This window comes from Paraburkholderia sp. A1RI-2L (assembly GCF_048957375.1).
Taxonomy (GTDB): Bacteria; Pseudomonadota; Gammaproteobacteria; order Burkholderiales; family Burkholderiaceae; genus Paraburkholderia.
Genome location: NZ_JARBTA010000005.1, coordinates 465208 through 478537, shown reverse-complemented (window position 1 = coordinate 478537; position 13330 = coordinate 465208). Strand labels below are relative to the sequence as shown.

General features: G+C 68.1%; 8 protein-coding genes. 4 read left to right on the top strand and 4 right to left on the bottom strand.

All coding sequences use genetic code 11. The features are described 5' to 3' along the window. Nucleotides 1-110: 110 nt before the first annotated feature. On the top strand, nucleotides 111-2537 hold the full coding sequence (locus tag PWP93_RS34820; RefSeq protein WP_421048058.1) for a phosphoketolase: 2427 nt from the start codon (nucleotides 111-113) through the stop codon (nucleotides 2535-2537). Between the two features lie 27 nt (nucleotides 2538-2564). Here the strand turns inward: PWP93_RS34820 and PWP93_RS34815 are convergent, their stop codons facing one another. Both PWP93_RS34815 and PWP93_RS34810 read right to left on the bottom strand, forming a co-directional pair. Then, nucleotides 2565-3536 carry an acetyltransferase gene (locus PWP93_RS34815; protein ID WP_421048057.1) on the bottom strand — a complete coding sequence of 324 codons (972 nt, stop codon included), beginning with the start codon at nucleotides 3534-3536 and terminating at the stop codon, nucleotides 2565-2567. A 263-nt stretch (nucleotides 3537-3799) separates the two neighbouring features. Further along, on the bottom strand, nucleotides 3800-4177 hold the full coding sequence (locus tag PWP93_RS34810) for a transposase (protein ID WP_421025500.1): 378 nt from the start codon (nucleotides 4175-4177) through the stop codon (nucleotides 3800-3802). Between the two features lie 223 nt (nucleotides 4178-4400). Between PWP93_RS34810 and PWP93_RS34805 the strand changes: the two genes are divergently transcribed. Next, on the top strand, nucleotides 4401-5288 hold the full coding sequence (locus tag PWP93_RS34805; protein ID WP_421048056.1) for a DUF72 domain-containing protein: 888 nt from the start codon (nucleotides 4401-4403) through the stop codon (nucleotides 5286-5288). Here the strand turns inward: PWP93_RS34805 and PWP93_RS34800 are convergent. Beyond that, entirely contained in the window at nucleotides 5230-6828 is a 1599-nt protein-coding gene (locus PWP93_RS34800) for an RNA polymerase factor sigma-54 (RefSeq protein ID WP_421048055.1), read from the bottom strand. The two genes, PWP93_RS34805 and PWP93_RS34800, sit on opposite strands and share 59 nt — an antisense overlap. A gap of 293 nt (nucleotides 6829-7121) precedes the next feature. Here PWP93_RS34800 and PWP93_RS34795 point away from each other — a divergent pair, with 293 nt between their 5' ends. Next, complete coding sequence (locus tag PWP93_RS34795; RefSeq protein ID WP_421025502.1) at nucleotides 7122-7484, top strand: BON domain-containing protein; 363 nt, start codon at nucleotides 7122-7124, stop codon at nucleotides 7482-7484. A 64-nt stretch (nucleotides 7485-7548) separates the two neighbouring features. On the opposite strand, the gene PWP93_RS34790 is transcribed toward PWP93_RS34795, so the two are convergent. Beyond that, nucleotides 7549-8601 carry an aldo/keto reductase gene (locus PWP93_RS34790; RefSeq protein WP_421048054.1) on the bottom strand — a complete coding sequence of 351 codons (1053 nt, stop codon included), beginning with the start codon at nucleotides 8599-8601 and terminating at the stop codon, nucleotides 7549-7551. Nucleotides 8602-8763: 162 nt separating this feature from the next. On the opposite strand from PWP93_RS34790, the gene PWP93_RS34785 reads away from it, so the two are divergent. Continuing rightward, entirely contained in the window at nucleotides 8764-13272 is a 4509-nt protein-coding gene (locus tag PWP93_RS34785) for a DEAD/DEAH box helicase (protein ID WP_421048053.1), read from the top strand. Nucleotides 13273-13330: the final 58 nt, after the last annotated feature.

The window sequence follows — 13330 nt, the reverse complement described above, 5'->3', positions numbered from 1 at the left end:
CGGCGCACGCACCGCGACCCGCGCGTGCATACACGCGGAGGAAGCGTTCCCAGCGATCGTGGCACCATGATCGCCGCACGCTACCTCCCTTCGTCCGACAGGAGCATCGAATGAGTGCAATCCGCCCTTCCTTCCGTCCGCCGGTTTCCGACGAACTGTTGCAGCGCATGGACGCCTGGTGGCGCGCCGCCAACTATCTCTCGGTAGGCCAGATCTATCTGCTCGCCAATCCGCTGCTGCGCGAACCGCTGCAACTCGCGCACGTGAAGCCGCGCCTGCTCGGCCACTGGGGCACCACGCCCGGCCTCAATTTCCTCTATACGCACCTGAACCGCATCATCAACGAGCGCGATCTCGATCTGCTCTTCATCGCGGGGCCGGGGCATGGCGGGCCGGCCGTGGTTGCGAACACCTGGCTCGAAGGCACCTATAGCGAGACCTGGCCGAACGTGCCGCAGGACGAGGAAGGCATGGCCGCGCTGTTCAAGCAGTTCAGCTTTCCGGGCGGCATTCCGAGCCACGTTGCGCCGCAAACCCCGGGCTCGATCCACGAAGGCGGAGAGCTCGGTTACGCGCTGTCGCATGCCTATGGCGCGGTGTTCGACAATCCCGATCTGATCGCCGCGTGCGTAATCGGCGACGGCGAAGCCGAAACGGGCCCGCTCGCCACCTCGTGGCATTCCAACAAGTTCCTCAATCCGGTGACGGATGGCGCCGTGCTGCCGATCCTGCATCTGAACGGCTTCAAGATTGCCGGGCCGACCGTGCTCGCGCGCATCGGCGACGATGAGCTCGCCGCGCTGATGAAAGGCTATGGCTACGCGCCGATCTTCGTGGAAGCCGAGGATCCCGGCGTCGCGCACGGTCTGATGGCCGCGGCCTTCGACACCGCGTTCGACGAAATCGCGCGCATCCAGCAGCACGCGCGCAAAGCGGCCGAAGCCGATCCGCAAGCGCACATCGAGCGCCCCCGCTGGCCGATGATCGTGCTGCGCACGCCCAAGGGCTGGACCGGTCCGAAGAGCGTCGACGGCCTGAAGACCGAAGGCTCATGGCGCTCGCACCAGGTGCCGCTTGCGAACATCGCGAAGCCGGGCCATCTCGCGCTGCTCGAAGACTGGATGCGCAGCTACAAGCCCGAGGAACTGTTCGACGCACATGGCCGGCTCACGCCCGAGCTTGCCGCGCTCGCGCCGCGCGGCGAGCGCCGCATGAGCGCGAACCCGCGCACGAACGGCGGCGGCCGGGTGCGCGAACTGCGCGTGCCCACCTTCGAGCGCCACGCGGTGGACGTGCCCGCGCCGGGCCAGGTGGACGCCGAAGCCACCCGCGTGATGGGCGCGTTCCTGCGCGAGGTGATGCGCGTGAATCTGCCCACGCGCAACTTCCGCATATTCGGCCCCGACGAAACCGCATCGAACCGCTGGGCCGATGTATTCGACGTGACGGCGCGCACGTGGCTGGCCGACACCACGCCCGACGACGTCCAGCTCGCGGCCGACGGCCGCGTCATGGAGATCCTGAGCGAACACACCTGCCAGGGCTGGCTCGAAGGCTATCTGCTCACGGGGCGCCACGGCTTCATGTCGTGCTACGAAGCGTTCATCCACATCGTCGATTCGATGTTCAACCAGCACGCCAAGTGGCTGAAGGTGATCCGCGAGATTCCGTGGCGGCGGCCCCTGCCCTCGCTCAATTATCTGCTGACCTCACACGTGTGGCGCCAGGACCATAACGGCTTCAGCCATCAAGACCCGGGCTTCATCGACTATGCGGTCAACAAGAAGGCCGACACCGTGCGCGTCTACCTGCCGCCCGACGCCAACACGCTGCTCGCCGTGACCGATCATGTGCTGCGCACGTGGAACCGCATCAACATCGTCGTGGCGGGCAAGCAGCCGCAACCGCAGTGGCTCGACATGGACGCGGCGATCCGCCATTGCGCGGACGGCATCGGCATCTGGCAATGGGCCAGCAACGACGAAGGCGGCGAGCCCGACGTGGTGATGGCCTGCGCCGGCGACGTGCCCACGCTCGAGACGCTCGCGGCGGTCGACCTGCTGCGCGGCTGGCTGCCCGATCTGAAGATGCGCGTGGTGAACGTGGTGGACCTGATGACGCTGGAGCCGGCAGACCGCCACCCGCACGGTCTCTCCGATGCCGACTTCAACGCGCTCTTCACCACGAGCCGGCCCGTGATCTTCGCGCATCACAGTTACCCGTCGCTGATCCATCGCCTGACTTACCGGCGCGCCAATCACGCGAACATCCATGTGCACGGTTTTATCGAGGAAGGCACGACGACCACGCCGTTCGACATGACGGTGGTGAACAAGCTCGACCGCTACCACTTGTGCGAGGCCGTGATCGACCGTGTGGATGGGCTCGCGCAGCGCGCCGCGCATGTGCGGCAAACGCTGCACGACAAGCTTGCCGCGCACCGCCGCTACGTGGACGAGCATGGCGACGACATGCCCGAGATCCGCAACTGGCGCTGGCTGCGCGCGAGCGCCCCTTTGCCGGGCGGCGGCGACTGAGGCCGCGCGCGGCGCGCGGAATTTGGCTCAGCGCGACGTCGATCGCCCGAACACGCGCACGAACCCCGTGACGAACAGGTCGAGCCGTTCCGAATCGAGGCTGTCGATGCCCGCCGCGCCCACCCGGCCGTTGCCGCCCGGGAACGCCCGGCACAACTCGTCCGCGCCGCTGGGACGCACGAGCGGCGCGCGCACGCTCACCGCGTAATTGCCGTCGGGGTTGACGCTCAGCACCGCGTGGGCGCAGGTCGGTTCCTCGAGCGCGAGGGCATTGGCGAACACCCCGCGCACGCGGCGCGCCCAGGGCTCGTCGGGGAGCACGCACACGGTGCCGTACTGCACCATGAATAGCGGCGTGACCTGCTGCGCGCGTTCGAGATCTTCCTGGCGGCATGCCGAAAGACGCGCCACGACCGGCTCCGCTGCAATGAACTCGAACGGATCGGCGTAGGGCTTGAGCATCCCGTAGAGCGCGGCCGGCGCGATGAACAGATCGTCGGCGCTGTCGCCGTAGGCGTTGTAGTTGATCGACTCGCCCAGTTCGCACAACTGCGCGACTTGCGCCTCGTTAAGCCCGGCTTCGTGCGCGAGTTCGTGCGCGGTGGCCTGCAAGTTGTCGCCGAACGCCGCCGCAATCGCCCACCGGCGATACTGCCCGCGCAGGTGACGGTCGACCAGCACGCTCGTGCAGACCTGCGCGGTGGTGTCGATGTGCGCGGCGAGATTGACGTTCATCGGCAATTCGCCCGCGTGGTGATGATCGAAATACTCGATGTGGACGCCCTGGTCGAGCAGCGCGCAAAGCGCTGCGCGGTTGGCGTCGAAGGAAATGTCGAGTACCGTGAGCGAGTCGCCGGGCTGGGCCGGCACGCGCTTGATGAGCGCAATGTCGCGCTTCGCTCCAGTGACGAGCGTGGCCTCGCGCGGCCGGGAAAGGCGAAGCTGGTGCAACGCGCAGATGCCGTCCGCGTCGCCGTTGAATACGTCGAAATGCGCCATGTCCTGTGGATTCCGTTGCGTGGAGCCTCACAGTATCGCGCACCAAACGCGGATCCCACAAAGGGCGGATTTGACCGACCACAGTGAAGAACGATTCGTTCACCCTGTCACACGACTTCGTGCCCCGTCATTCACGTGGAGTTCACGCGGACACGCAGACGAGCGGACAAGAACACGGCGTCACGAGCCAATCTGCATACGCAAGCGTCCAGCGGATGATGAGTCCGCTGGACGCTTGCGCAGCCAAACCTGCAGGCTGCGGCTCAGGTGCGCGCCACTGGCCAGCGCAGCGTGAACGCCACCGGGAAGCGCGGCGCCTTGCGCCCCGCCGGTGCGCGCCACGGCTGCATGCGCGCGCTCATGGCCGCGCACATGGACACGCCTTCTTCGCCGTAGAGGCGCTCCATGGCCTGTTGCACGAGGCCGGCGTCGAACCACATCTTGAAGCGGCGATGGCAGGTGCGGAAGTCAGGATAGCGCTCGGGCAGCTTCGACCAGACGGAGCCCGTTGACAGCACCCACAGGATGGCTTCGAATACGGCGCGCGAGCAATGCGCCGGACGACCGCGGCGCGGACCGCTGGCGCGGATGTCACGGAAAAGCGGTTCGACGCTGCGCCACTGTGCGTCGTTCAGTTCCATTGAGGGACGAGGCTGCATCTGATATTCCAAGTGAGGTTGTCTGACACACAGCTAAATTAGCCTCACGCCCCATAGGAAAATATCGGACTTTGCCTAAAACGATCTGAAAATCCGCAATGTGATGGAGGTAGTGCCGCATTGCACATGCGTACTGGTGCTTTCGAAACCTTGCTATTGCAACCGCGCTACACTGCGCCATTCCTGACTCCACGGCGCAATTCCCATGGCTCGCTCCCCTGTTTTGCCCGAGAAAACCGGGCGCATTCGCATCGGCATCGGTGGATGGATTTACCCGCAGTGGCGCGGCACGTTCTATCCCGAAGGGCTCGCGCAGCGCCTCGAACTCGGGTATGCGAGCCGTCACCTGAGTTCGCTGGAAATCAACAGCACCTATTACGGCTCGCAGCGCCCCGAGAGCTTCATGCGCTGGCACGACGAGACGCCCGACGATTTCGTGTTCTCGTTGAAGGGACCGCGCTTCGTGATGAACCGCCGCGTGCTGGCTGAAGCCGGCGCATCGATCGAGCGCTTTCTCACGAGCGGCGTGCTGAATCTGCGCAACAAGCTCGGCCCGATCAACTGGCAGCTCATGCCGGGCAAGTCGTTCGATCCGGAGGACCACGCACGATTTCTCGAATTGCTGCCCGCCGAGATCGACGGACAGCCGCTAAGGCACGCGCTGGAGGTGCGGCACGAGAGTTTCTGCACGCCGGAATTCGTCGACCTCGCGCGGGGGCATGGGGCCGCCATCGTGGTGTCCGGCGATTCGGACTACCCACAGATCGCCGACGCATCCGCGCCCTTCGTCTACGCCCGCATCATGGGGACGTCCGCTGACGAGCCGCTCGGCTACGCGCCCGCGGATCTCGACCGCTGGGCCACGCGCGCGCTCGCATGGGCGCGCGGCGAGAGCCCCGGCGACCTCGCCACCTTCGCCGCGCCGCTCGCGGCCCAAACCGGACGCGACGTGTATCTTTACGTGATCAGCGGCTTCAAGGCGCGCAACCCCGCCGCCGCGATGGCGCTGATCGAACGCCTGCGCAAGCCTCGACTCAAAGCTGCCGGCGCATGTCGGCCGCCGGCACCTTCATCATCTGGCGATACTTCGTGACCGTGCGGCGCGCCACGCGCACGCCCTGCCGTTCCAGCTCCTGCGCGAGCACAACATCCGAAAGCGGATCGCTCGGATTCTCCGCATCGATCATCTCCTTGATGAGCGCGCGCACGGCCGCAGCCGAACAGGTGCCACCCGTGCGTGTCTCCAGCTCGCGCGGGAAAAAGCGCTTGAACTCGAAAATGCCGCGCGGCGTGGCCATGTATTTGTTGCCGGTCGCGCGCGACACGGTCGATTCATGCAGGCCGAGTTCGTCGGCGACGTCGCGCAGCAGCATCGGGCGCAGCGCGATCTCGCCGTACTGGAAGAAAGCCTTCTGGCGCGCGACGATGCACTCGCCCACCCGCAGGATGGTCTCGCAGCGCTTGTGCGCGTTGCGGATCAGCCAGCGCGCTTCCTGCAACTGCTGCGCGAGCGGCGAGCGGCTCGTCTGGTCCGAGCGCGCAAACAATTCCGCATAGAGCTTGTGAATGCGCGCGCGCGGCTCGATGGCCGGATTCACGCTCACCACCCAGCGCCCGCGCACCTGGCGCACGATCACGTCCGGCACCACATAGCCACCGTCCGCGCGGCCATAGTGATTGCCCGGCTTTGGGTCGAGGCGGCGTACGAGCGCGGTCGCGGCTTGCAGCGACTGCGCATCGCAGCCCAGCTGGCGTTGCAGCTCGCCGTGCTCGCGGCGCGCGAGGCGCTCCAGATGGCCCGTCACGAGCCGCAGCGCCAGCGCGCGGTGCGGCGTGTCCTCCGGCATCGCGTCGAGTTGCAGCGCGAGGCATTCCGCGAGCGAGCGGGCGCCGATGCCGGGCCGGTCGAGCGTCTGCACGACGCGCAGTGCGACGCGCAGGCGGTCTTCGTCGAGCGCGCCCTCCATACCCTCGACGTCGGCAAGCTCGGTCAGGTCCTGACGCAGGTAGCCGTCGTCGTCGAGCGCCTCGATCACGACCTGAACTGCCGCGCGATCGAGGTCTGCGAGCGGCGAGAGCCGCAGCGCCTCATGCAACTGCTCGCGCAGCGAGATGGGCACGCGCACCCAGTCGGCGGCATCGGATTCGCCGTCTTCCGAGCCGCGATAGCCCGACGGCGCGCGCGTCGCGCCCGGCAGCGGCAGGTCGGCGGCATACGCCGCGCCTTCGTCGCTGTAGCCGGACGTTTCTTCGCCATAGGGGCAGGCCTGCTCGCCATACCCGGCCTCGTCGGCGTATCCGGCCGGCTCGCCGCCATAGCTCGCGGGGTCCAGCGTCATGCTGCCGTCGGCGGCGCTTTCCATGCCGCCATCGAGATCGCCCTCGGGCATATCGGCGGCCACCACGGGCGCCGCAGGCGCAGCAGCGCCAATCCCGGCCGCACCTTCGGCAGCCTCGGCGGCTTCGCCGGTTTCCTGGGCGGGCGGCACATATTCTAGAAATGGATTGGTATCGAGCGCTTCGCGCAATTCTTGCTGAAATTCGAGCGACGATAGCTGCAACAGGCGCACGGCCTGCTGCAGACGCGGCGTCAGCGCGAGATGCTGACGCGCGTGTAACGCGATGGAAGCCATGGCTTTGATGTTCTCTTTGGATTGACGTGAATGGCCCCAGTAACGCAACACCCATGCCAGCTTTTACAAGCACTTGTTTTATAACGGGATCGCGCCTTGCGAAGCGCAATTCCGGCACCTGCTCCGAGCCCCATCCCGGACGTTTTTACAATCGCGGGAGAAAAATTGCGCGCCGGGTGCGGCCCCGGCCGGACGCCGGCCGACGTGGCAATGCCGGTTGCACCGAGGTTGACGCAATGCGGCATGGGCCTTGCGGCACCAGTTGGCCAATACCAACGGAACAGGAGAAACGCATGAAGCGCATTCCGATGCTCAAGACCGTTGCGGGTGTGGCCTGCATGACCTTCGCGCTCGCCGCCGGCGCACAGACGACCACGACAGCGCCTTCGACATCGCCTTCTGCGGCGACCCCGGCCAGCTCCGAGAGCTTCGGCCAGCACGTTGATGACTCAACCATCACGACCAAGGTGAAAGCCGAGTTGCTGGCCGCGAAAAACGTGAAGTCCGAGCACATTCACGTGAAGACCCGCAAGGGCGTCGTGTCGCTCACAGGCACGGTGCCGAGCGCCGCGGACAGAGACAACGCCAAGCAGGTGGTGGAAAGCGTGGCGGGCGTGAGCGAAGTGAAAAACCACCTGAAGGTGGCCACGGAGTAATCCGCCGCGCGGGGCGTGGGGCAGCGCGGCGGCATGCCGCGCGATCCCGCACCCTCGCGCGCCCTCAGCGTTCCTCGCGCTGCCCCTGACGCAATTGCTCCAGCCGCGCCTCGCCCTGGCGCGCGAGCATCCAGCCCGGATATTCGGCGGGCAGGCGGCTCACGTCGTCGAGAGTCGCGAGTTCTTGCGCGGACAGGCTCACCTTCGTGGCCGCGACGTTGTCGTCCAGTTGCTCGGTGCGCTTCGCGCCGACGATCACCGTCGTCACCGCGCGCTGGTGCAAGAGCCACGCGAGCGCGATTTGCGCCACCGAAACGCCCTTGCTCTCGGCGATCGGGCGCATCGCGTCGATGCAAGCCCATGCGCGCTCGCGCTCCACGGGCGGAAAGTCGAAGGTGGTGCGGCGGCTGCCCGCCTCGCCCTGGCGATCGCGCCCATATTTGCCGCTCAGGAGCCCGCCCGCGAGCGGGCTCCATACCATCAGCCCGAGCCCTTCGCTCGCGAGCATCGGCACGATCTCGCGCTCGAGGTCGCGGCCCGCGATCGTGTAATACGCCTGCAGTGTGTCAAAGCGCGCGAGCCCATGATGATGGGCGATGCCGAGCGCCTTCACGATCTGCCACGCGGCCCAGTTCGAGACGCCCACGTAGCGCACGTGGCCCTGCTGCACGAGCGTGTCGAACGCGCGCACAGTCTCCTCGATGGGCGTGGCGGGGTCGAAGCCGTGGATCTGGTACAGGTCGATGTGATCGAGCTGCAGGCGGCGCAAGCTCGCCTTCACGCCCTCCATGATGTGATAGCGCGTCGCGCCGCGCTGGTTCGGCGATGCGCCCATCTCGCCGAGCACCTTGGTCGCCACCACGACCTGGTCGCGCACCACCTTGAGGTTCTTCAGCGCCTGGCCCGTGATCTGCTCGGAAATGCCTTGGGAATAGACGTCGGCCGTGTCGATGAAGTTGATGCCCGCGTCGAGCGCGCGGCCGATCAGGCGCTCGGCTTCGGTCTGCTGCAAGTCGCCAATCTGGTTCCAGATGCCGGTGCCGCCGCCGAAAGTCATGGTGCCGAGGCAAAGTTCGGAAACAAACAGGCCGGTACGGCCAAGAGGTTGCATTCGCATAGGAAAACTCCGACGTGAGCCGAGGGAACATCCAACGGGCCAGAGGATACTGCTAAACGCCCCAGGCGTGCCCGTGCTGTGCCGCATGCCCGAGCGAGCGCCGAACCTCACCCAGCAGCCGCGCGAGAAACCTGCCAGACTGCTTTTTTGCGCCCCGCACCCATGAACCTGCTCACGTCCGCCACCGCCCTGCCAGAGTCTGCCGCGCTCGCGCCCGCGCCCGGCGCCTCCAGCCCCGACGATCCGCTCACCCTCTTCCATCCCGCCGTGGCCGCGTGGTTCCGGACCAGTTTCGCCGCGCCCACCCCCGCGCAGCGCGCCGCCTGGCCGCTCATCGCGAACGGCCGCGCCACGCTGGTGGCCGCGCCCACCGGCTCGGGCAAGACGCTCACGGGCTTTCTCGCCGCGCTCGACGCGCTCGTGCGCGAAGGCCTCGCGAACGGCGGTGCGCTGCCCGACACCACGCTCGTGGTCTATGTCTCGCCGCTCAAGGCGCTCTCCAACGACATCCACCTGAATCTGGAGCGCCCGCTCGAAGGCATCCGCGCGGAGCTGGCGCGCCGGGGCCTGCCGCCCGTCGAGATCCGCACTGCCGTGCGCACCGGCGACACGCCGCAGCCCGAGCGCGCCGCGTTGCGCAAGCGCGCGCCGCACATCCTGGTGACCACGCCGGAATCGCTCTATGTGCTGCTCGGTTCGGAGTCGGGCCGCCGCATGCTCGCCCTCGCGCGCAGCGTGATCGTCGACGAAATTCATGCGCTCGCGGGCAACAAGCGCGGCGTGCATCTCGCGCTCAGCCTCGAGCGCCTCGATGCGCTGTGCGGCCAGCGTCTGCTGCGCATCGGCCTGTCGGCGACGCAAAAGCCAATCGAAACGGTGGCGCGATTTCTGGTCGGCATGGGCGAGGACGCCGATGCGCCGCCGGCCTGCGCCATCGTCGATGCGGGCCACGTGCGTGCGCGCGACCTCGCGCTCGAAGTGCCGCCCGTGCCGCTCGAAGCGGTCATGGCCAACGACGTGTGGGAGCGCGTGTACGACCGCATGGCCGAACTGGTCGCGCAGCACCGCACGACGCTGGTGTTCGTGAACACGCGGCGCATGGCCGAGCGCGTGGCGCGCCATCTCACCGACCGCCTCGGCGCCGAGGCCGTGGCCGCGCATCACGGCAGCCTCGCGCGCGAGCAGCGCTTCGACGCCGAGCAGCGCCTGAAGCGCGGCGAGCTGCGCGTGCTGGTGGCCACGGCCTCGCTCGAACTCGGCATCGATATCGGCGAGGTCGATCTGGTCTGCCAGATCGGCTCGCCGCGCTCGATCGCGGGCTTCCTGCAGCGCGTCGGGCGCTCCGGGCACCAGGTCGGCGGAATGCCGAAGGGACGGCTCTTTCCGACTTCTCGCGACGATCTCATCGAATGCGCGGCGCTGCTCGATTGCGTGCAGCGCGGCGAGCTCGACCGCCTCGCGCTGCCGAGCGCGCCGCTCGACGTGCTGGCGCAGCAGATCGTCGCCGAGGTGGCGTGCGCCGAATGGAGCGAAGACGCGCTGTTCGCGCTCGTGCGCCGCAGCGCGCCATTTGCGCAGCTGGAGCGCGCACGCTTGGACGCGGTGCTGCGCATGCTCGCCGAGGGCTATACGAGCCGCCACGGGCCGCGCGCCGCGTATCTGCATCGCGACGTGGTCAGCAAAACGCTGCGCGCCCGGCGCGGCGCGCGCCTCGTCGCGCTGACCTCGGGCGGCACGATCCCCGACAACGCCGACTATGCCGTGCTGCTCGAACCGCAGGGCGTGCAGATCGGCACCGTGAACGAGGACTTCGCGGTCGAGAGCCTCGCGGGCGACGTGTTCCAGCTCGGCAACGCCTCGTACCGGATCCTGCGCATCGAGGCCGGACGCGTGCGCGTGGAGGATGCGCAAGGCCAGCCGCCGAACATCCCGTTCTGGCTCGGCGAGGCGCCGGGCCGCAGCGATGAACTGTCGTTCGCGATCTCGCGCTTGCGTGGCCAGATCGAAGCGGCGCTCGGCGCAGATGGCGCGGCCCCGGATGCCATCGATCGCGCCACCGCATGGCTCGCCGAAGCGCTGAAGCTCGACGATGCCCCCGCACGCCAGATCGTCGAATACCTCGCGCGCGCCCGCGCCGCGCTCACCGTCCTGCCGACCCAGGACACGCTCGTGATGGAGCGCTTCTTCGACGAAGCGGGCGGCACGCAGCTCGTGATCCACGCGCCGTTCGGCAGCCGCGTAAACCGCGCGTGGGGCCTCACGCTGCGCAAGCGATTTTGCCGCCAGTTCAACTTCGAATTGCAGGCCGCCGCCACCGAGGACGCCATCATCCTCTCGCTCACGCACGCGCACAGCTTCGCGCTCGACGAGGTATGGCGCTATCTGCATTCGAACAGCGCCGAGCACCTGCTCGTGCAGGCGCTGCTCGACGCGCCCCTCTTTGGTGTGCGCTGGCGCTGGAACGCCACCACGGCGCTCGCGCTGCCGCGCCAGACCGGCGGACGCAAAACGCCGCCGCAAATCCAGCGCATGCGCAGCGAGGACCTGCTCGCCGCGGTGTTTCCCGACCAGGCGGCGTGCGTCGAAAACCTCGCGGGCGAGCGCGAAATTCCGCGCCATCCGCTCGTCGATCAAACGCTCGACGACTGCCTCCATGATGCTATGGATACCGAAGCATGGCTCGCGCTGCTGCGCCGCATCGAGTCGCGCGATGTGAAGCTGGTGACGCGCGAATTGACGGCGCCCTCGCCACTCGCGGCAGAGATTCTGAGCGCGCGTCCCTACGCGTTCCTCGACGACGCGCCGCTCGAAGAGCGTCGCACCCAGGCGGTGCTGTCACGCCGCTTTCGCGACCCCGAGTCCGTCGACGACATGGGCGCGCTCGATCCCGAGGCGATCGCGAGCGTGCGTGAGGAGGCCTGGCCCCAGGTGCGCGATGCAGATGAACTGCACGATGCGCTCAATACGCTCGGCGCGCTGGCCGAAAGCGAAGCGCACGCGCACGGCTGGGGCGCATGGCTCGCCGCGCTGGCCGCCGCCGGACGCGCGACGCGCATGCCGATAGCGGAACACGACGCGCTGTGGGTGAGCATCGAGCGGCTCGCCTGCGTGCGCGCGATCTACCCGCAGGCGCAATGCGAGCCGCCGCTCGCCGCGCTCTCCGGCCTCGATGAGCCGCGCGACGAACCATGGAACGAGGACACGGCGCTAGTCGAGATCGTGCGCGCGCGGCTGTCCGGATTCGGCCCCCTGACGGTCGCGCAGATCGCCCGGCCGCTCGCGCTGGAGGCGAGCGTGGCCGCGCTTGCGCTCACGCGGCTCGAAGCTGAAGGCACGCTCATGCGCGGCCGCTTCACGCCGGGCGCGCCCGAAGAGGAATGGTGCGAACGCCATCTGCTCGCGCGCATCCACCGCTACACCGTGCGCACGCTGCGCCGCGAGATCGAGCCGGTCGAGCGGAGCGATTTCATGCGCTTTCTATTCGAATGGCAGCACGTTGCTCATGGGACTGATGGGGCGCACGGCTCGGGCCGCGACGTGCTTGCGGCCACGCTCGGGCAACTGGAGGGCTGGGAGGCTTCGGCGCTCGCATGGGAGGACGAGATTCTGCCCGCGCGCATCGACGATTACACGCCGATGCTGCTCGACGAGCTGTGCCGCTCGGGACAGATCGCGTGGGCGCGGCTGCCGGCGCGCGCGGCGGCGTCGACGGTGCGCAGCACGCCCGTCGTGCTGCTGCCGCGCCGCGATCTCGCGCGCTGGACGGCGCTCGTCGAAACGCCTGAAGCAGCGGACCTTTCGGCGCGCGCGCGACGCGTCCACGAGGCGCTGCTGCGCCATGGCGCGATGTTCTTTGACGAGCTGGCCGCCGATGCGCATCTGCTCGGCGTGGAACTCGAAAACGCGCTGGGCGAGCTGGTGGCCGCAGGGCTCGTGAACGCCGACAGCTTCGCGGGCCTGCGCGCGCTCGTGCGCCCGGCGGCGAAACGCCATACGCAAGGACATTACGGACGACGACGCCCGCGCGGCTTTGGGCCGCTCGTGGGCGGCATGGACGACGCCGGACGCTGGGCGGTGCTGCGGCGGATTGCGCTGCCGGATGCCGAAGCGCCCCAGGCCGTGCGCGCGGCGAGCCCGACGCCCTTGCGCCGCCCTCCTGCCGATACCGACCTGCTGGAGCACGTCGTGCATGTGCTGCTGCGCCGCTACGGCGTGGTGTGCTGGCAGGTGCTGTCGCGCGAAGCGCCGTGGCTGCCGCCGTGGCGAGACCTGCTGCGCGTGATGCACCGCATGGAAGCGCGCGCAGACTTGCGCGGCGGCCGCTTCGTCACGGGCCTTTCGGGCGAGCAATTCGCGCTGCCCGAGGCGGTTGCGCTGCTGCGCGAAGTGCGCCGGCGCGGCAGTGCTGGCAACGCGCCGGGCGGCGCACGGAGCGAAGCGGCTGCGCTGGTCTGTATCGCCGCATCGGATCCGCTCAATCTGGTCGGCACTATGCTGCCCGGTGAGAAAGTGCCGGCGGTCGCGGGCAACCGCATCGTGTTTCGCGACGGCGTGCCGGTTGCGACGCTCATCGCGGGCCGCTGCGCGTTTCTCGGCGATTTCGACGCGGCGACGCAAGATGTGCTGCGCACTGTTCTTGCTCGCTTCGGGGGCCGTTCGCCGGGCGTTTAACGCGCATTCCGGCGGTGGCGGATTTCTGCGCCACCGTGAAGTAGATTGGTCAGGTGGG

Coding starts and splice junctions, on each gene's coding strand:
- PWP93_RS34820 (WP_421048058.1), top strand. CDS start 111: ATGAGTGCAATCCGCCCTTCCTTCCGTCCGCCGGTTTCCGACGAACTG.
- PWP93_RS34815 (WP_421048057.1), bottom strand. CDS start 3,536: ATGGCGCATTTCGACGTATTCAACGGCGACGCGGACGGCATCTGCGCG.
- PWP93_RS34810 (WP_421025500.1), bottom strand. CDS start 4,177: ATGGAACTGAACGACGCACAGTGGCGCAGCGTCGAACCGCTTTTCCGT.
- PWP93_RS34805 (WP_421048056.1), top strand. CDS start 4,401: ATGGCTCGCTCCCCTGTTTTGCCCGAGAAAACCGGGCGCATTCGCATC.
- PWP93_RS34800 (WP_421048055.1), bottom strand. CDS start 6,828: ATGGCTTCCATCGCGTTACACGCGCGTCAGCATCTCGCGCTGACGCCG.
- PWP93_RS34795 (WP_421025502.1), top strand. CDS start 7,122: ATGAAGCGCATTCCGATGCTCAAGACCGTTGCGGGTGTGGCCTGCATG.
- PWP93_RS34790 (WP_421048054.1), bottom strand. CDS start 8,601: ATGCGAATGCAACCTCTTGGCCGTACCGGCCTGTTTGTTTCCGAACTT.
- PWP93_RS34785 (WP_421048053.1), top strand. CDS start 8,764: ATGAACCTGCTCACGTCCGCCACCGCCCTGCCAGAGTCTGCCGCGCTC.